Here is a 19591-nt window from a genome sequence, read left to right as displayed (position 1 = left end):
AAAGCAAAATATGAAAAGGAGAGTATAGATGAAAAAAAATTATGGGTACGATATTTTAAGGAAATAAATAATAGAAAACCTACTGTAGAAGAAATACATTTTGCTATGCAACAAGGAGAAATTGAAATGAATTTCTTTGATAAGTTTTTGCATTGGATTATGAGATGTTTATCAAGTAAGAAAATTCGTAACATAATAGTAATCAGTTCTGTTTTGATAGTGTCTGCTATTTTATTATTTCCTTTTTTTAGATCTGAATACAACAAACTGATGTATACTCAAAATAACGCACAGTATGATACAGTTATTGAAGAGTACAATAACGCAATAAAAAATAAAAGCGATGAAAATGACTATAAGTTAATTTTAGAACAACCTAGTCGCCAACCATCCTATGCTAAGATAGATAGTAATGGGGATAACAAAGATGAGCTATACATAGCATTTAAAGATAGTAAAGAAAAGTATGAGATACTAGCAATCTATGAAGTTCAGTTTGGTTCTGTGAAGAAATTAGACTTATCAAGTAACACCCTATCTGAAGAACTGATATCAAAAGCAAAATGGAATTTGTTTGATGTACAACACTTAATAACAATGAATCTAGATGAATTATCTGATGGAAATTATCAAAGTGTTAAGGGAAGTTGGGTAAGTAAGAATGGTAAAGGGAGAATAACATTTGATAAAGATGGTTTATCATTTATAAATGGTAAAGATGCTAAGGAAAAAAGCCAGTTTAAGCATGAGGATTTAAAAATTTTTAATCAGTATATCACTATTGACACTACTTTAAATGGTCGTTTTAATTTTCACGAGATATCTAAAGGTACTTTATCAGGAAATCTAGAGTATCAAGATGGTTCATCTTCTTTGCATACTTTTACATTTATACCTAGAGGAATTGAATTTGAAGATTCAGATTTAAAATACGATAGAATATATGATAAGAATTATGAAGTTATGTATTACTCTGAGACGGATCAGTTTATTGAAAGAACTGCAAACACATCTAAGGTTGATATAAGAGAACTTGTTAAAGGAAATTACTCTTCTATAGCTGGTAAATGGTCTTCTAAACCAAATCAGTATCAAAGAAGTCTAAAAATTGATGAAGATGGTTTAGTTTACTTTGATGAGAATAGCTCAAATGGTAGAAGAATCACTTCGATTGATGTTACTTTTAGTTCAATTATATTAAATATAGAGGGTAAAACTAAGAATACTTATCAACATATATCTTTAATACCAGCTGGGCATGCAAAAGATAGTAAAACAGATAGTGATAAAGATAGGATTGATATATTGGATAAGGCTGATCTTTTTACAGATCCGAATGTCTTATATAGAGTGGATGAGTAGTTGAGTAAGTAGATATTGAACTTCAATTTAAACTAATCTTTAAAGGGAAAACAGTCCTTTAAAATAAGGAATGATTAAATCAAGATAAAATAGAAAACGAGAAACATCTCTAAGTCTAGAGCATGTTTCTCGTTTTTTGCATGGTTAAAAAGTGAAATGAATACGAATATAATAAGTACTAATTATAATTGACTCTCGAAATCAAAAACTGATTTATAGGATGGTGTATTAGAACCATTTTCAAAATAAAGATATTCTTCAGTAACTCCAGGATTACCTTCCCCTTGAACCATTAACCATTTATCTGTTTTAAAATAGGATCCATCTCTGAGGTTCATATAAGAATCAGTTCTTAAATTTTCAGATCTAGAACCATCATTATTAAGTCTATAAATCGAAAATTGAGTAACCTCAAATGCTTCAATACCATCAAAATATGAAAGTCTTGAGCCATAATTCAGTGTAAATTCTTCTGTGGTATCTGACGCAATATCATATTTTTGATAAGTATTATTTTCTATTGAATACCAAATTTGATTTCGCTGTGCATCAAAGAATAGAAACTCTCGGTCTAATGTTTCAGTTTGCAACATTTGCATTTCTTTAGTATTTAAATTCAACAAGACAATCACTTCTTTAGGTTTTGTATAGTCTATTTCTTCCTCTCCTGCAACGTTATAAATACTTATAGGGAAAACCAAATAATCTTTATTTCCACATATTGGAATACTTGTCATAAATGATACTGGATCAATGTATACTTCTCCTAGATAAATTGAAGAGAATATAGTTTCATTTTGACCAGTAAGAATATCGAATTTTTCAATACTACTATTGTTTTTAGACATTAATTGTGGTAGGTAACCATAATTTTCGAATTGTTCGTCTAAGTATATCTCTTCATTTTCATAATTTTCAAAAGTATAGAATATTAAATTATCAGAGATGTAAATACTTCCTACTGATTGTGTATCTTTTTTAGTAATTAATTGACAGTAATTCTTACCGGAGGGCTCATTGTGAGGGAAATAATATAGATACTCTAATCCTAAAGAATAAACAATAATACCATCATTATTAACGAATAAAAACAAGTCGTCAATTTTGAAAATTTCACTTTGATAGTAGTTATCTAATTCTGCGATGAAACTCCTATTTCCAGAGATGATATTTTCTTTCCAGAGTTTTCCTTTGCTTATATAGTAATGATCGTTATTAAAAAGAAATCGTTTGAAATGTGTACCTTGTGTTCCAAAAGTTTCAAAAATACTTCCTCCTAAACTAGGATTAATAAAGTATTCTGTTCTAAGAGTCTCATACTTCACTAACTTTTCTAATCTAGACCCGCATTTAGAACAAAAGTTATGAGAGTCGTCAAATTCAATTTGACAATTTTTACATTGATTCATAGAAAGAATCTCCCTAAAATTTTATTTTTTAAATTATAACATATTATATAGGGTTTAACAAGCTAACTATTTCTCGATAATAGAAGCTTAAAGTTATCATTTATGGTGTTTTTTGTTACGTTAATACATTGGTTTCTATGATTTTACATTGACATAATGATGATACTGTGATAGAATAAATTCGTTAAAAGGAGGCGCTTTCATGTACTATTATTCAGCAAAAACGGCAAAATCTCATGTTAGTAAACTAGTGATGACAACTGCACAAAGAGAGCAGTTACACAAAAATTATAAAAAATATGTTTTGTATGAATTTAAAAATAAGCCTAAATCTATTGTTTATGATGGTGGAGGAATCTTTTCTGATCGTAAATTAAGAACTTACTTCCATGTATGGATGGGATCAGATATTTTTAAATCTTCTAGTATAGCTAAAAAGTCTGTTCCGTACTGGGAATTTTCAAGTGATGATAAGGATAAAATAGCTAAAAAAACGGCCATAGAGTTGAAAAAAGCAGGGTACAAAGTCGAAGTACAAGATAATGGAGGATTAAAAGTTTATAAGACTCCTGCTAAGAGATGAAATAAAGTTATTTTAGTTTTTCGATATTTATTATATACTTGATTTATATTCTATTAATTATAAATTTCATGATTATATACAAAATTGAATTTGTTGAAAATGAACAAATCTACTATCCCATGTTAGGGAGTTGTAGATTGTTCATTTTTATATATTTTACAAGTTAGCTTAGGAAGAGTGACGAATGATTCTCATACAATAATTGTTATGGAACTAAATCATAAATTAGTAAGTTTAGAAATAATTTTTTATTGGGTTGTATTCTCAAGAACAGAGTTTGATTTTGATTATTAATACTTATAAAAAAGTTGAAAAAATTGTAATTTATGGTAGTATATTAAATAGAATTAGTGTATATTTTGCGTTTAGAAATTGTTTAAATGTTTCTATGCAAATAAACTATAATACTAATATGTAGGAGGTTGTTTTAATGAAAAAAGAAGAATGGTTAGAAAAGTTTGAAGAGGAAAATGGTCGTAAACCAACTCCAGAGGAGTTTTCAAAAGCTAGTGATTCTGGAGAATTTAACTTTGAAGATTTAGACCAACAAATGAGTTTTAAACGTAAATTTTTGAATAAAGAAGTTCCAAATACGATACAAGAAATTAAGGTTGGAAATAGTCAGGAACTTCGTTCGTTAAAGAATGAAATTCAATTACTAGATCAAAATTTAGCACAAGAATTTTTTGAATTAGGAATGAAAGTGTATCAAGGGAATATTCAGGGAAAAACAATTGAAGTGTCAAATGAAATAGATTCTATAATAAAACTCAATATAGAAAACTATTATAAAAAACAGTTATTTAATGAGATGGTTTCAGATGGTAAATCTTGTCTTTCATGTGGTGCCTCTATCAGAGAAACGGATAGGTTTTGTGCCATCTGTGGAAATGATGTCCAGGCAATGGAAAATCATGAAAAAAATACTCGTAAATCATGTAATCTTTGTGAAATAGAACAATCGGGTTCGAATACATTCTGTGCTTGTTGCGGAAAAGAATTTGAATAGGAGATTTTTATGGATAAAAATTATTTTTTTTATGATAAATTAAAACATAATGATTTTGTTCAAAAATTTTTAAAAAATGCAGATTCAATGATATCCTGTTCGAAATGCTCTAACAATATAAGCGATTCAATTATTGTAGTAAATGTGGTAAAAATAGTATCGTAGTAACAAAAGTAAATCCAAATTATCTTACTACCTTTTTGGAAACTTCTCAAAAATATACCCAAATTACAAATCTGAAAAAAAATTTTATTGTTGACTGGACTAAATCTAAGTTGGAGCAGTTTAATATTTTTATTAGTGATGAAGCAATATATACAAGAAGTAACCATCATAAAATTATTTTGAATATTCTTAGATTGGTATCTCTATTTATATTAACCAATACCTTATTTTATACTTTCCATGTTGGCAATATTTCTGTTTTTCTTTTGCGGCTTTTCCTATCAGTTGGGCTCTTTTATTATTTAGGATTGTTGGTGATTTTTGCTCATAAATTAACAGGAAATGCTTATTTTAGAAATAGTATTTTATTATTTTATCTGTCTCTAATAGAGTTTACTTTGGCATTTTTTGCTTACCCGCTCTTTAGTGGTTGGTTTTTATTATTATCAATTTTATTTTTAGTATTGGTTATTGTCCCAACAGAAAAATTTTTATCTATTTTTGATAAACTTTCAGTATTGAACAGAGAAGCAGATAGTAATGTAATGTCGGAAAATACACAAACAGAACGATTACTTAATCAATCTCTTAGCCACAATTCTGTAGTATCCTCAAAGTCAAATACAGCTGGAGCTGTTGCTAAAGTATTAGGAGTAATCATTGTATTTACAGGTATTGTATTAGGTGGAATTTTCTATATGACAAATTCAGCAGATGGAAGTTACTCACTTGGTATAAAAGGAACAGCTGAAGTCAAAGTAAAGATTCTATTTGTCAATGTAGATGGGGAAATAGTGGTATTAGGAAAAAGTCAAAAATTTAAAGGAAATGTAGATTGGGTTAATCAAACGATTGAAATCAAGTTACCTGTAGCAGTACCTGGTATAGGAGATAGAATATCTGGAACATACAAAAAAGATAGTCAAGGAAATCTTATGGTTGGAGCTGATAATATTAATCCAATTCAGCTAAAAAGAGATTAGGAGATACAACTATGAGAAGTAGAAAACGAGTAAAAAACAGTGAAGAAATTAACGAATATAATCATAATGCTGTGGGGAAATCAGAAGTTATCTCTACAGCTAAGGCTATTCAAAGTTCTTTTAAAATAAAAGTCTATATTGGCACTGCCATTAGTCTCTTGGTCGTTGCAATCCTAGCAAGCCTCTTCTTATTCTCACCTAACGCAAAGAAAGAGTCAAATGAAGCCATTTCTTCAGTTGCTAAAAAAGAGAACACAAGTAAAGAAGCGATAGATACTTCGAAAGCGTCTGAGAATGAGAAGAAGAAAGAAGAGGAGATTCAAAAACTCAAGGAACAGCTAACCAGTTTAGATAGCAAGATCTCTGAGTCAGAGAAGGTAGTTAGCAAGCTAAAAGAAGAAACTGCAGTTCCGAAACTGGATATTGAAGCATTAAGAAATAATGATTTATCTAGTTTGAAAGGCACATGGCGTACACCGTCGGGCAATGAATATGTCATTAATGAGTCTGGTGAAATTTATATAACTAGCTTTAGAGATGGTCAAAAATTTGAATATACTGTTGAATTGGACAATAGTTACTCTCATCTGAAAAATCGAAGTTCAGATTCCAACTTTAAAGAAGTTGAAAGTCTAAGTGCACACACTAAAGGTTCTGTCGCAGGAGGATTTGTGGTAGTTGCCGTACCAAGTGGAGTTGTCATGCAACCTGGTGATGATGGAAAACTGACAGATAAAAGCAATCATGACGAGGAGAGACTGTTTGCAGGACAGCAGTATGAAGCGATGTTGTCGAGACCAGAAGATGTTTATTATCGTGTAAAACCAGATACTAGTAAACTTGAGGAAGAAGAGAAACATTTAGCTCAACTACAGGCTGAACGAGAAGCCATCAAAACTTCTCTAGAATCTAAGGAAAAGAAAAATACGAACTAGAAAAAACTAGTTTAGAATCTAACTTTCGATTGTTTTAGTTTAGAAATACTGTTGCAATCGCTAGAATGAAGAAGCTCATTAGGGCTTCTTTTTCTTTCATTTTAATTATTGAACCACTTAGACCGAGATAGAGACCAGATGGGCAAAAGAACTTGTTCTTGAAACTGACCTCTGCTATAATGATTTTTATAAGGGACGGGAGGCGTCACTATCAGATAACTCAAGTTCCTAAAAAAGAAATTGGAGATAAAAATGAAAAAATTATTAGGTATTGGATTCTTGCTAGTTTCAGCTTTGATTTTGTATTTTGGTTCTGTTGGGTGGCCAAGTTTGGATGTCAACCCATGGTCACTCATTCCGGTAGGTTTGTTCCTCTTTTTCACTCTAGAGAATTTTTTGAAAAAAGACTACAAGGCTAGTCTGATGTGTTTAATTATTGCTTTTATCATTGCAAATGCAATTTTAGACCTTTTGCCAATTTCAAGTGGCTTGGTAATTGGAGCGGGCGTACTAGCTTGCATTGGTATTGGATACCTCTTTCCTGATAAAGATACAAAAGAAGACAAATAGAAAAGGCCTCGAGGTTTCTCGAGACCCTTTTTTACTTACCAGCGTAATATTTTTGAATTCCTTTCACGATACCTGCTACAAGCTTATCTTGATAGTGGCTATCTCGAATCTGTTGATTTTCAGCGAAATTATCTATATAACCAAGCTCTAGGAGGACGGCTGGTTTAGCAGTTTCTCGAAGAACGGCAAAGCTTCTTTCCAATAAACCAGCATCTTTAGCACCCGTCTCAGCTAACAATGAAGAGTGGATAGCTGCTGCGAGGCGCTTGCTCTCACTCATACGGTCAGGATGGTTATGCCAGTATGGGTTGATTTTACTTGGATAATCAGGATCATCACTGTAGGAATAGGTTTGAATTCCACTAGATTTTGAGTATGCATTACCAGTCGCATTGAAGTGAATACTGATAAAGATGTCAGAGTTAGTCTTGTTAACCATACGAGAACGTTCTGTAACAAAATCTACATCAATATCACTATCACGTGAAGTGAGAACTTTGTAGCCCAGTTCTTCTAACTTTTTGCGTAATTTACGATACACCTGCATGTTGAGGTCTTTTTCAGCGACATTGTAATAGTATGCACCTGAGTCTCTTCCACCATGTCCAGGATCTAAAAAGATGGTTCTACTGTATTGGCCTTTTACAAACCCAACTTCTTTTGAGACCTCAGAAATCCATTGACCATTTTTGTGGAATAGATGGTCTCTACCGTCAATTTTGTAAGTTCCGGAAACATAATGTCCGTTATCATCTAAGTAGTAGCGAGCCTTATAAGTGTCGTCGTAAATCCACTCTTTTTTAGCCATATAACCACCAGCTTTGAGATAGTAAGCTCCAATCCATTCTTTTGATGCATACATTCCACCACGCTTCAAAAAGAACCAGCTGTTATAGTTTTTATCAAATATCCATTCATTATCAGCCATGGCTCCATTGGTTTTTAGATAATAGCTTCCCGACCATTTATCGGCTAACATAGCTCCATCTTGAGCAAAAGAATACCAAGAACCGCTGATTTTTTCCCATTTGTTTTGGACAAATTTTCCAGATGCGTTCGCATAGAACCAGGTATCTTTAATTTTTACCCAGCTATTTTCAGCCATAGCACCACTGTTATTAAATAGGTAGCCCTTAAATGTAGTTGAGCTCAACATGATTCCCTTTTTATCAAAGTAGTACCAAGAACCATTGACTTTCTCCCACTTTTCCTGAGAGATTTTTCCAGAGGATGTGGCATAATACCAATTTTGGTCGATTTTTGCCCAGCCGTTTGTGGCCATAGCTCCACTTTTGGTCAGTAAATAGTTATCAAAAGTTGTATTACTAAGCATGATTCCATCTTTGTCAAAGTAATACCAAGCACCACCAATTTTCTCCCATTTATTCTGAGAAATTTTTCCAGAAGAATTAGCGAAGTACCATTTTCCATTGATAAAGTTCCAACCGTTTTCAGCCATCACTCCATCTTTATTGAAAACATAACCATCAAAGGTTGTATTGCTTAGTCGATGGCCATCTTTATTGAAGTAGTACCACTTTCCTTGGATTTTTTTCCAGTTGGTAACAGGTTTGTTGTGTTCGTAAAAGCGCCAGTTATTATTTTCTTCCTGCCAACCTTCTTTGACTTTTTCAACTTTTTCTTCTTTTTTTACTTCAGACTTCTTCTCTTCTGTGGCGGGAGTTTTTTTCTCTGTTTTTTCTTCTTTATCATCAATTTTAGAAGAATTGTCTGTTTTTTCGACCTTCTCTTTCGATTTTTCTTGGTTTTCGATTTTTGAAGTACTTGAATGAGGAATTGTTACATTTTCGCGTACTGACTCTGCTTTATTTTCTTGAGCTTGGGCAGTTGTTTGAGTGTATCCTAAAATAGATAAGGCAACTGCACTAGCAAGTAAAACCTTTTTCATATTAAACTCCTTTTGTTTTTTTGCTTATTATAATAAAATCTTGCTGATTTCTCAACTATCAAACTGAACTTCTTCTAGTAGATAGTCAATAAAGCGTTCGCCCATCTTAGATAGGCTGGTTTTTTCATGCTGGATATAGACCAGCTCAATGGGGTCATCAATGTCCAGTGGGATAGAAACGATATTGTCTCCGTTGAGGTTGCTGTTCAAAATTCCTGTCGCAATGGTATAACCGTCCAAACCAATCAAGAGGTTAAAGAGAGTGGCACGGTCGCTGACTACGATAGATTTTTTGTGGTATTCCTGCGAGAGAATCTCTTCTGAAAAGTAGAAGGAGTTGTGCGTCCCTTGATCATAACTCAGGTAAGGGAAGTTTTCCAAATCAGACAGTTTAACCTTGTCTTTCTTTGCCAGAGGATTGGTCTTGCTGACAAAGATATGAGGCTGGGCGGTAAAAAGATGGTGAGCCAGCAGGTGATTGTCATCCAGCATTTTGGTTAAAACATCACGGTTGTAGCTGTTTAAGAAGAGGACACCGACCTCACTACGGAAATTCTTGACGTCGTCAATAATCTCCCAAGTACGAGTTTCACGAAGGAAGAGCTCGTATTTCTCCATATCACTTTTCTTGAGCAAAGAGACAAAGGCATTGACCACAAAGGCATAGTGCTGGGAGGAAACGCTAAAAAGTTCGCGGTGGGCGACAGGGTTTTTATAACGTTCCTCTAGAAGCTGGGTTTGCTCGACAACTTGACGGGCATAAGAGAGGAACTCCATCCCATCACGGGTTAAGGTGATGCCCTTAGGATTGCGGATAAAGATTTCAATGCCCATTTCATTTTCCAAATCTCTCACAGCATTGGAAAGACTTGGCTGAGTGATAAAGAGTTGCTTGGCTGCCTCATTCATGGAGCCAGTTTCGACGATTTTGATAATATAATGTAATTGTTGAATTCTCATGTTTTTATTGTACCACACTTGCGTCAGAATCGCCAAAGAAGATAGGAAAATCAGGGCCATTGTGTGAGTCTCTTCTTGAAAAAAACACAAAATTTTGCTAGAATGAGTCTTATGAAAACATTCTATGATGTGCAGCAATTCCTCAAACGATTTGGTATTATTGTTTACATGGGAAAACGCTTATATGATATTGAACTGATGAAGTTGGAACTCTCTCGGATTTACGATGCAGGGTTGATGGACAAACTGGATTATCTAGAAGCAGAAGCGGTTCTTCGCAGAGAGCACAAGGTAGAATTGGATTATATTGAGAAAAATGGAGAAAAGAACTAATGGTTACTTGGATTTTGTGGGCACTTATACTAGCAATGTTGGCATGGATGGGCTTTAACTATCTTCGTATTCGCCGTGCGGCTAAAATTGTGGACAATGAGGAGTTTGAAGCCTTGATTCGTACAGGTCAATTGATTGATTTGCGCGACCCAGCAGAATTCCACAGAAAACATATTCTTGGTGCACGCAATATTCCTTCAAGTCAGTTGAAAACTAGTCTTGCAGCTCTTCGTAAAGATAAACCTGTCCTTCTTTACGAAAACCAACGTGCGCAACGGGTTACAAATGCAGCCCTTTATTTGAAAAAACAAGGTTTTTCTGAGATTTATATCCTTTCTTATGGATTGGATTCTTGGAAAGGGAAAGTCAAAGTCGAGAAATAAGAAAACGAGCTTGGATGTTTCCGAGCTCATTTTTTAACCACTTTTTCTAAGAAATTCACGAATGTTTGCTAATTCTTCTGAGTTTAGGGGTCGATAGTCCCCTTCTTGAAGATTATCATCCAAGCTCCAAGGCCCGAAATGGGTGCGTTTGAGTGAGGTCACCTTGACACCAACTGAGAGGAACATTTTTTTTACCTGATGAAATTTTCCTTCTGAAATGGTGATGGAGGCTTGACTGTGGGAAGGACTTGCAGATAGAATCTTTAGTCTTGCAGGTTTACAGACAGTACCATCTAAAAAGACAATTCCCTTTTGAAAGGCTTGGATATGGTCAGGTGTCAGAAATCCATTAACCTCAACTTGATAAGTCTTATCGACATGATATTGGGGATGAAGGAGTTGAAAGCCCAAGGGGCCATTGTCAGTCAAGAGGAGGAGGCCTGTCGTATCTCGATCCAGTCGGCCGACAGCATAGAGCTTGTCAGACTGGATGTCAGGCGGAAGGAGGTGCATGACGGTTGGAAGTTTCTTGTCTTTGTTAGCTGTAACGACACCAGCAGGCTTATGAAGCATAAGATAGGTATGCTCGTAGCCTTGAATGATTCGACTATGAAAAAGGAGTTCTTGTAGTCCTGTATCGATATTCTGAGCTAGGGAGCGAGCTGGGAAACCATCGACTAGAATTTCTCCTTTGAGTAAGGCTTGTTTCATGGCCTTTCGGCTGATTTTTTCTTGGGCTAATAAATTATCTAAACGCATACTGTGCCTATCTTATCATAAGTCGCTTGCTTTGAAAAGGCTTGACGTGAAAAGAAAAGCAGAGTGAAAACATTTACACTTGCTTGAGTTATGTTATTTACTTGAAAATATGGTATAATCGTTCAGTTAGAAAATAAATTTTGAATATTATAGAGGAAATCATGACAAAATTAAGAGAAGATATCCGTAACATTGCGATTATCGCCCACGTTGACCACGGTAAAACAACCCTCGTTGATGAATTATTGAAACAATCAGAAACGCTTGATGCACGTACTGAATTGGCTGAGCGTGCTATGGACTCAAACGATATCGAAAAAGAGCGTGGAATTACCATCCTTGCTAAAAATACAGCCGTTGCCTACAACGGAACTCGTATCAACATCATGGATACACCAGGACACGCGGACTTCGGTGGAGAAGTTGAGCGTATCATGAAAATGGTTGACGGTGTTGTCTTGGTCGTAGATGCCTATGAAGGAACCATGCCACAGACTCGTTTCGTATTGAAAAAAGCCTTGGAACAAGACCTTGTCCCAATCGTGGTTGTTAACAAAATCGACAAACCATCAGCTCGTCCAGCAGAAGTAGTGGATGAAGTCTTGGAACTTTTCATCGAGCTTGGTGCAGATGATGACCAGCTTGACTTCCCAGTGGTGTACGCTTCTGCTATCAACGGAACTTCTTCATTGTCAGATGATCCAGCTGACCAAGAAGCTACTATGGCACCAATCTTTGACACAATTATCGACCATATCCCAGCTCCAGTAGATAACTCAGATGAGCCTTTGCAGTTCCAAGTATCACTTTTGGACTACAATGACTTCGTTGGACGTATCGGTATCGGTCGTGTCTTCCGTGGTACTGTTAAAGTTGGGGACCAAGTTACCCTTTCTAAACTTGACGGCACAACTAAAAACTTCCGTGTTACAAAACTCTTCGGTTTCTTTGGTTTGGAACGTCGTGAAATCCAAGAAGCAAAAGCAGGGGACTTGATTGCCGTTTCAGGTATGGAAGATATCTTTGTCGGTGAAACCATCACTCCAACAGACGCAGTTGAAGCTCTTCCAATCCTACACATCGATGAGCCAACTCTTCAAATGACTTTCTTGGTCAACAACTCACCATTTGCTGGTAAAGAAGGTAAATGGGTAACTTCTCGTAAGGTGGAAGAACGCTTGCAGGCCGAATTGCAAACAGACGTTTCCCTTCGTGTTGACCCAACTGATTCACCAGATAAATGGACTGTTTCAGGACGTGGAGAATTGCACTTGTCAATCCTTATCGAAACAATGCGTCGTGAGGGATATGAACTTCAAGTATCTCGTCCAGAAGTTATCGTAAAAGAAATCGATGGTGTCAAATGTGAGCCATTTGAACGTGTTCAAATCGACACTCCAGAAGAATACCAAGGTTCTGTTATCCAAAGCCTTTCTGAACGTAAGGGTGAAATGTTGGATATGATTTCCACTGGTAATGGTCAAACTCGTTTGGTCTTCCTTGTTCCAGCGCGTGGTTTGATTGGATACTCAACTGAGTTCTTGTCAATGACTCGTGGTTACGGTATCATGAACCATACCTTCGACCAATACTTACCATTGATTCCAGGTGAAATTGGTGGACGTCACCGTGGTGCCCTTGTTTCTATCGATGCTGGTAAGGCTACAACTTACTCAATCATGTCTATCGAAGAACGTGGAACAATCTTTGTCAACCCAGGTACTGAGGTTTATGAAGGAATGATCATCGGTGAAAACTCTCGTGAAAACGACTTGACAGTTAATATCACTAAGGCTAAACAAATGACTAACGTTCGTTCAGCTACTAAGGACCAAACGGCTGTTATCAAGACTCCTCGTATCTTGACACTTGAAGAGTCTCTTGAGTTCTTGAACGACGATGAGTACATGGAAGTAACTCCTGAGTCTATCCGTTTGCGTAAACAAATCCTTAACAAGGCAGAGCGTGAGAAAGCTAACAAGAAGAAAAAATCAGCTGAATAAGAGCTAGAAAGAGATAAAAATGGTTTATTTAATCATAGGACTCCTCTTATTACTACTCTATGTATTTGCGACACCAGAAAGCATTAAAGGGACTGTCAATATCGTACTTGTCGTCTTTGCTTTTGTAGCACTCTTGATTTTGCTGATGTTGTCTGTTTTGCAAATCTTTCAGCTACCGACAGAATTCTTTATCGCAATCGCCATGCTCTTCCTAGCATACTTTAGCTTGCGAGATATTACCCTCATGTCGGTCAGTAAAAGTAAAAGAAGATAAAAAGAGAGTTTTGGCTCTCTTTTTGCTTGTTAGAATGCTGAATCTGAGCATTTTCATTTAGAATTATTTCCATAAAAATGGTAAAATAGTAAGAGTAGAAATGGAGTTCGAGACATGAAAGTAATAGATCAATTTAAAAATAAGAAAGTCCTTGTTTTAGGTTTGGCAAAGTCTGGTGAATCTGCAGCTCGTTTGTTGGACAAGCTAGGTGCCATTGTGACAGTAAATGACGGAAAACCTTTCGAGGACAATCCAGCTGCGCAAAGTTTGCTAGAAGAAGGGATCAAGGTCATTACAGGTGGCCATCCTTTGGAACTCTTGGATGAAGAGTTTGCCCTCATGGTGAAAAATCCAGGCATTCCCTACAGCAATCCCATGATTGAAAAGGCTTTGGCCAAGGGAATTCCAGTCTTGACTGAGGTAGAATTGGCTTACTTGATTTCAGAAGCGCCAATTATCGGTATTACTGGTTCGAACGGTAAAACAACCACAACGACGATGATTGGGGAAGTTTTGACTGCTGCTGGCCAACATGGTCTCTTATCAGGAAATATCGGTTATCCTGCCAGTCAGGTTGCTCAAACAGCGACAGACAAGGACACGCTTGTCATGGAACTTTCTTCTTTCCAACTCATGGGAGTTCAAGAATTCCATCCGGAGATTGCGGTTATTACCAACCTCATGCCAACTCATATCGATTATCATGGTTCTTTTGAGGAATATGTAGCAGCCAAGTGGAATATCCAGAACAAGATGACAGCGGATGATTTTCTTGTCTTGAACTTTAACCAAGACTTGGCAAAAGAATTGGCTAGCAAAACACAAGCTACCGTTGTACCATTTTCAACACTGGAAAAGGTTGATGGAGCTTATCTTGAAGATGGTCAACTCTACTTCCGTGGAGAAGTGGTCATGGCAGCTGATAAAATCGGTGTTCCAGGTAGCCACAATGTTGAAAATGCCCTTGCGACGATTGCTGTTGCTAAGCTTCGTGGTGTAGACAATCAAACCATCAAGGAAACTCTTTCAGCCTTCGGTGGTGTCAAACACCGTCTCCAGTTTGTGGATGAAATCAAGGGTGTCAAATTCTATAATGATAGTAAGTCAACAAATATCTTGGCTACTCAAAAAGCCTTATCAGGATTTGACAACAGCAAGGTCATTTTGATTGCAGGTGGTTTGGACCGTGGCAATGAGTTTGATGAATTGGTTCCAGATATTACTGGACTTAAGAAGATGGTCATCCTCGGTCAGTCTGCAGAACGTGTCAAACGGGCAGCAGATAAGGCTGGTGTGACTTATGTAGATGCGACTGATATTGCAGATGCTACTCGCAAGGCCTATGAGCTTGCGACTCAAGGAGATGTAGTTCTTCTCAGTCCTGCCAATGCTAGCTGGGATATGTATGCTAACTTTGAAGTACGTGGTGACCTCTTTATAGACACGGTAGCGGAGTTAAAGGAATAATATGAAAAAAATTGTCTTTACAGGTGGGGGGACGGTTGGACACGTTACCCTCAACCTTTTGTTAATGCCCAAGTTCATCGAAGATGGCTGGGAAGTCCACTATATTGGGGATAAACGTGGTATCGAACACCAAGAAATCCTCAAGTCGGGTCTAGATGTCACCTTCCATTCCATTGCGACTGGAAAATTGCGTCGATATTTCTCTTGGCAAAATATGCTGGATGTATTTAAAGTTGGCTGGGGAATTGTTCAATCGCTCTTTATCATGTTGCGACTTCGTCCACAAGCTCTTTTTTCAAAGGGAGGCTTTGTCTCAGTACCGCCTGTTATCGCTGCGCGTGTGTCAGGAGTGCCTGTCTTTATTCACGAATCTGACCTGTCTATGGGCTTGGCCAATAAAATAGCCTATAAATTTGCGACGAAGATGTATTCAACCTTTGAGCAAGCTTCAAGTTTGTCTAAGGTTGAGCATGTGGGAGCAGTGACCAAGGTTTCAGATCAAAAAACTCCAGAACCAGATGAATTGGTGGATATCCAAACCCACTTTAATCCAAAATTGCCAACAGTGCTGTTTGTTGGCGGTTCAGCAGGTGCTCGTGTCTTTAACCAATTGGTGACAGACCATAAGAAAGAACTGACAGAGCGCTACAATATTATCAACCTAACTGGAGATTCTAGTCTGAACGAATTGAGCCAAAATCTTTTTCGTGTTGACTATGTGACCAATCTCTATCAACCCTTGATGGAATTGGCTGATATTGTTGTGACACGAGGTGGTGCCAATACGATTTTTGAACTCTTGGCAATGGCAAAATTACATGTTATTGTACCACTTGGTCGTGAAGCTAGCCGTGGTGACCAGATTGAGAACGCAGCTTACTTTGTAAAAAAAGGCTATGCAGAAGAGCTTCAAGAAAGCGATTTGACCTTGGATAGTTTGGAAGCGAAGCTTTCTCACTTACTAAGTCACAAGGAAGATTACCAGGCTAACATGAAGGCTTCTAAGGAATTGAAATCTCTAGCAGATTTTTATCAATTATTGAAAAAAGATTTATCATAAGGAAAGTAAATGTCAAAAGATAAGAAAAATGAGGGAAAAGAAATCCTCGAAGAATTTAAAGAGTTATCAGAATGGCAGAAACGAAACCAAGAATATCTAAAAAAGAAGGCTGAAGAAGAGGCGGCCCTAGCTGAGGAGAAGGAAAAGGAAAGACAAGCTCGAATGGCTTCAAAATCTGAAAAGTCAGATGCAAACGAGGACCAAGAGAGTGAAACGAAACCAAAAGACCCAGAATCAGCTAAGGATGATACTGAAGAAAAAGTGGAAGAGTCAGAAGACGTCGAAAAAGAAGTCTCCAAAGAAGAACCAGAGTCCAAAGAGCCAAAGAAAGAGGATAAACAGGATAAAAAAATAGAGAAAAAGTCTGTAAAGGAAAAACCGGTTAAACCGAAAATTCCAGGAGTTCATATCTGGAGGGCTATTTCGATTTTGTTTCTCAGTCTGCTTTTATTAGTTGCCTCTGCCTACTTGCTCAGTCCTTATGCGACCATGAAGGATATTCGTGTTGAGGGAACAGTGCAAACTACATCTGATGATATTCGACAGGCTTCAGGTATTCAGGATTCGGATTATACGATTAACCTTCTGCTAGATAAGGCAAAATATGAAGAGCAGATCAAGTCTAACTATTGGGTTGAATCAGCTCAGCTTGTCTATCAATTTCCAACTAAGTTTACTATCAAGGTCAAGGAATATGATATTGTGGCCTACTATGTTTCTGGAGAAAGTCATTATCCAATCCTCTCAAGCGGTCAGCTTGAGACCAGTGCGGTAAGTTTGGTGAGTCTGCCAGAAACTTATATATCAGTTCTCTTTAATGACAGCGAACAAATCAAAGCCTTTACGTCAGAACTTGCTCAAATTAGTCCAGAACTCAAGGCGGCTATCCAGAGGGTGGAACTAGCCCCAAGCAAGGTCACATCAGATTTAATTCGATTGACTATGAATGATTCGGATGAAGTTTTGGTTCCCCTTTCTGAAATGAGTAAGAAATTGCCTTACTACAGTAAGATTAAGCCACAATTGTCAGAACCGAGTGTGATTGACATGGAAGCTGGAATTTACAGTTACACAGTGGCGGATAAATTAATTATGGAGGCTGAGGAAAAAGCCAAACAAGAGGCTAAGGAAGCTGAAAAGAAAAATCTGGAAGAACAGAAGAATAAACTGGAAGAGGAGAAGAAAAAACTGGAGGAAGAAAGCAATCGAAATCAAACAAGTCAGCGTTCATCGCGTCGCTAGTTTTAGCTTTTCTTCTATAGCTCTTTAGTTGCCATGTTTTTACTTGACAAGTGCTAGTAGAAATAATAGAATAGTAAAAAACCTTTAAAGCAGTCCAGAGAGGCAGCTAAGGTTAGACGGTGAAAGGGTGGAGACTACCCATTTTTCGTGGAACCTTGCTGTTGGCAGGTTCCTTTTTTCGTGGCTTCTGTTGCCCAGACTCTCTCACTAGCAAAGGTAAAAGGAGAAACCTATGCGAGAACATCGTCCAGTCATTGCTCTTGATTTTCCTAGTTTTGAGGCAGTCAAGGAATTCTTAGCTCTTTTTCCAGCAGAAGAAAGCCTTTATCTAAAGGTAGGGATGGAGCTTTATTACGCAACGGGGCCTGAGATTGTGTCCTACTTGAAAGGCTTGGGGCACAGTGTCTTTTTGGATCTCAAGCTGCATGACATTCCCAATACAGTCAAGTCAGCCATGAAGATCCTGTCTCAGCTTGGTGTGGATATGACCAATGTTCATGCGGCTGGTGGTGTAGAGATGATGAAGGCTGCGCGTGAAGGTCTTGGGAGTCAAGCCAAATTGATCGCAGTGACTCAGTTGACATCAACGTCAGAAGCCCAGATGCAGGACTTTCAAAATATCCAAACCAGCCTGCAAGGGTCTGTAATCCACTATGCCAAGAAGACAGCTGAAGCTGGCTTGGATGGTGTTGTTTGCTCGGCTCAGGAAGTGGAACTCATCAAGCAGGCCACCAATCCAGAGTTTATCTGTCTGACACCGGGCATTCGTCCGGCTGGAGCTGCAGTTGGAGATCAAAAACGCGTGATGACGCCAGCAGATGCCTATCAAATCGGTAGTGACTATATCGTGGTGGGACGTCCCATTACCCAAGCTGAGAATCCTGTTGTAGCTTATCATGCCATCAAGGATGAATGGACACAGGACTGGAATTAAAGAAATAGATTATAAAAATAAAAGGAGAAGACCATGACACTTGCTAAAGATATCGCTAGCCACCTCTTGAAAATCCAAGCCGTTTACCTCAAACCAGAGGAGCCTTTCACTTGGGCATCCGGCATCAAGTCACCGATTTACACAGATAACCGTGTGACACTAGCCTATCCAGAAACTCGTACTCTCATTGAAAATGGTTTTGTGGATGCTATTAAAGAAGCCTTTCCAGAGGTTGAAGTGATTGCAGGAACTGCGACAGCAGGGATTCCACACGGAGCTATCATTGCTGACAAGATGAACTTACCATTTGCCTATATCCGTAGCAAACCAAAAGACCACGGAGCTGGTAACCAAATCGAAGGACGTGTAGCTCAAGATCAAAAAATGGTAGTGGTTGAAGACCTTATTTCAACTGGCGGTTCAGTTCTTGAAGCGGTAGCTGCTGCTAAACGTGAAGGCGCAGATGTGCTTGGAGTTGTAGCTATATTCAGCTACCAATTGCCAAAGGCAGATAAGAACTTTGCGGATGCTGGCGTGAAATTGGTGACACTTTCAAATTACAGCGAACTCATCCACCTAGCGCAAGAAGAAGGTTACATCACGCCAGAAGGATTGGACCTTCTAAAACGCTTTAAAGAAGACCAAGAAAATTGGCAAAATGCTTAATACATAGAAAATCAGGTATTCACTAGGATTACCTGATTTCTTTTTGTAATGTTATTGGATCTTATACTCAATGAAAATCAAAGAGCAAACTAGGAAGCTAGTCGCAGGTTGCTCAAAGCACTGCTTTGAGGTTGTAGATAAGACTGACGAAGTCAGTCACATATATAATCTAAGGTGAAGCTGATGTGGTTTGAAGAGTATTACTTGGTTTATATTGTGAACAATGGTAGGGAGGGTAGATAACCTAGATATTATGACATAAGAATAAATGTTAGAACTAGATAAATGTGTTACGAATATTAGAATCGGGAGTTTCTTCGATAAATTCAACGATATCATTTGGAAGACAATCTAAAATCCGACATAGCTTCTCTAAAGTTAGTAAAGTTATGTTTTTATTTTTCTTTAAGCTGTCAAGAGTTTTATTATCAACTCCGGCTTTTAATAACTTGTATTGAGAAACTTCTTTTTTCTTCATTGTAGCCCAGAGTGGGTTAAAACTGATTATCGTCATCAACTCCTTTTACTTAATTATAAGAAAAAAGTATCTGACTTCATATTGTGTATATATCCACAATATGATAA

At 37.1% G+C, this 19591-nt stretch carries 20 protein-coding genes; 15 read left to right on the top strand and 5 right to left on the bottom strand.

All coding sequences use genetic code 11. From position 1 onward, the window contains the following. Positions 1 to 105: 105 nt before the first annotated feature. Complete coding sequence (locus N8M95_RS06580) at positions 106 to 1362, top strand: DUF6287 domain-containing protein (protein WP_261116840.1); 1257 nt, start codon at positions 106 to 108, stop codon at positions 1360 to 1362. Positions 1363 to 1544: 182 nt separating this feature from the next. On the opposite strand, the gene N8M95_RS06575 is transcribed toward N8M95_RS06580, so the two are convergent. Beyond that, a complete protein-coding gene (locus N8M95_RS06575; protein WP_261116839.1) occupies positions 1545 to 2771 on the bottom strand; it encodes a hypothetical protein in 1227 nt (408 codons plus the stop codon). 202 nt (positions 2772 to 2973) lie between these two features. On the opposite strand from N8M95_RS06575, the gene N8M95_RS06570 reads away from it, so the two are divergent. The 5 genes from N8M95_RS06570 to N8M95_RS06550 all read left to right on the top strand — a co-directional run bounded on the left by N8M95_RS06570 (position 2974) and on the right by N8M95_RS06550 (position 7016). Next, on the top strand, positions 2974 to 3354 hold the full coding sequence (locus N8M95_RS06570) for a hypothetical protein (RefSeq protein ID WP_261021274.1): 381 nt from the start codon (positions 2974 to 2976) through the stop codon (positions 3352 to 3354). Positions 3355 to 3784: 430 nt separating this feature from the next. Beyond that, on the top strand, positions 3785 to 4363 hold the full coding sequence (locus tag N8M95_RS06565; RefSeq protein ID WP_261116838.1) for a hypothetical protein: 579 nt from the start codon (positions 3785 to 3787) through the stop codon (positions 4361 to 4363). A 479-nt stretch (positions 4364 to 4842) separates the two neighbouring features. Continuing rightward, positions 4843 to 5511, top strand: a complete 669-nt coding sequence (locus tag N8M95_RS06560; RefSeq protein ID WP_261116837.1) for a hypothetical protein — start codon at positions 4843 to 4845, stop codon at positions 5509 to 5511. 11 nt (positions 5512 to 5522) lie between these two features. Next, positions 5523 to 6446: a DUF6287 domain-containing protein gene (locus tag N8M95_RS06555; RefSeq protein WP_261116835.1), complete on the top strand. Its 924-nt coding sequence runs from the start codon at positions 5523 to 5525 to the stop codon at positions 6444 to 6446. 252 nt (positions 6447 to 6698) lie between these two features. Further along, entirely contained in the window at positions 6699 to 7016 is a 318-nt protein-coding gene (locus tag N8M95_RS06550; RefSeq protein WP_042750347.1) for a hypothetical protein, read from the top strand. 31 nt (positions 7017 to 7047) lie between these two features. Here N8M95_RS06550 and N8M95_RS06545 read toward each other — a convergent pair whose 3' ends face one another. Together N8M95_RS06545 and N8M95_RS06540 are read right to left on the bottom strand one after the other, a co-directional pair. Then, positions 7048 to 8925, bottom strand: coding sequence for an N-acetylmuramoyl-L-alanine amidase (locus N8M95_RS06545; RefSeq protein ID WP_042750345.1), 1878 nt, complete (start codon positions 8923 to 8925; stop codon positions 7048 to 7050). 51 nt (positions 8926 to 8976) lie between these two features. Next, the gene (locus N8M95_RS06540; protein ID WP_084926873.1) at positions 8977 to 9885 is read right to left on the bottom strand and encodes a LysR family transcriptional regulator; all 909 of its coding nucleotides are present in this window, start codon (positions 9883 to 9885) and stop codon (positions 8977 to 8979) included. A gap of 63 nt (positions 9886 to 9948) precedes the next feature. On the opposite strand from N8M95_RS06540, the gene N8M95_RS06535 reads away from it, so the two are divergent. After that, the gene (locus N8M95_RS06535; protein ID WP_000051787.1) at positions 9949 to 10218 is read left to right on the top strand and encodes a YqgQ family protein; all 270 of its coding nucleotides are present in this window, start codon (positions 9949 to 9951) and stop codon (positions 10216 to 10218) included. Further along, entirely contained in the window at positions 10218 to 10601 is a 384-nt protein-coding gene (locus N8M95_RS06530; RefSeq protein ID WP_000259257.1) for a rhodanese-like domain-containing protein, read from the top strand. Before N8M95_RS06535 ends, N8M95_RS06530 begins: the two co-directional genes overlap by 1 nt. Positions 10602 to 10634: 33 nt before the next feature. Here the strand turns inward: N8M95_RS06530 and N8M95_RS06525 are convergent, their stop codons facing one another. Then, on the bottom strand, positions 10635 to 11360 hold the full coding sequence (locus N8M95_RS06525) for a 16S rRNA pseudouridine(516) synthase (RefSeq protein WP_261116834.1): 726 nt from the start codon (positions 11358 to 11360) through the stop codon (positions 10635 to 10637). A gap of 161 nt (positions 11361 to 11521) precedes the next feature. Between N8M95_RS06525 and typA the strand changes: the two genes are divergently transcribed. From typA to pyrE, 7 genes are all read left to right on the top strand, one after another. Beyond that, a complete protein-coding gene (typA, locus tag N8M95_RS06520) occupies positions 11522 to 13363 on the top strand; it encodes a translational GTPase TypA (RefSeq protein WP_000164111.1) in 1842 nt (613 codons plus the stop codon). Positions 13364 to 13382: 19 nt separating this feature from the next. Then, positions 13383 to 13637, top strand: coding sequence for a DUF3165 family protein (locus N8M95_RS06515; protein WP_000262673.1), 255 nt, complete (start codon positions 13383 to 13385; stop codon positions 13635 to 13637). 114 nt (positions 13638 to 13751) lie between these two features. Further along, complete coding sequence (murD, locus tag N8M95_RS06510; protein WP_261116833.1) at positions 13752 to 15104, top strand: UDP-N-acetylmuramoyl-L-alanine--D-glutamate ligase; 1353 nt, start codon at positions 13752 to 13754, stop codon at positions 15102 to 15104. A 1-nt stretch (position 15105) separates the two neighbouring features. Beyond that, positions 15106 to 16164, top strand: a complete 1059-nt coding sequence (locus N8M95_RS06505; RefSeq protein ID WP_020901942.1) for a UDP-N-acetylglucosamine--N-acetylmuramyl-(pentapeptide) pyrophosphoryl-undecaprenol N-acetylglucosamine transferase — start codon at positions 15106 to 15108, stop codon at positions 16162 to 16164. A gap of 9 nt (positions 16165 to 16173) precedes the next feature. Beyond that, positions 16174 to 17406 (top strand): cell division protein FtsQ/DivIB, encoded by a 1233-nt coding sequence (locus N8M95_RS06500; RefSeq protein WP_261116832.1) that lies wholly within the window; start codon positions 16174 to 16176, stop codon positions 17404 to 17406. Positions 17407 to 17638: 232 nt separating this feature from the next. Continuing rightward, the gene (gene pyrF / locus N8M95_RS06495; protein ID WP_261116831.1) at positions 17639 to 18340 is read left to right on the top strand and encodes an orotidine-5'-phosphate decarboxylase; all 702 of its coding nucleotides are present in this window, start codon (positions 17639 to 17641) and stop codon (positions 18338 to 18340) included. Positions 18341 to 18373: 33 nt separating this feature from the next. Then, a complete protein-coding gene (pyrE, locus tag N8M95_RS06490) occupies positions 18374 to 19006 on the top strand; it encodes an orotate phosphoribosyltransferase (protein WP_261116830.1) in 633 nt (210 codons plus the stop codon). A gap of 277 nt (positions 19007 to 19283) precedes the next feature. On the opposite strand, the gene N8M95_RS06485 is transcribed toward pyrE, so the two are convergent. After that, positions 19284 to 19520 carry a helix-turn-helix domain-containing protein gene (locus N8M95_RS06485; RefSeq protein ID WP_261116829.1) on the bottom strand — a complete coding sequence of 79 codons (237 nt, stop codon included), beginning with the start codon at positions 19518 to 19520 and terminating at the stop codon, positions 19284 to 19286. Between the last annotated feature and the right edge of the window lie 71 nt (positions 19521 to 19591).

The sequence above is a fragment of the Streptococcus mitis genome (assembly GCF_946190325.1).
GTDB lineage: Bacteria > Bacillota > Bacilli > Lactobacillales > Streptococcaceae > Streptococcus > Streptococcus mitis_CF.
Note: the sequence above shows the minus strand (reverse complement) of the source record. Positions and strands in the feature narration are given on the sequence as shown.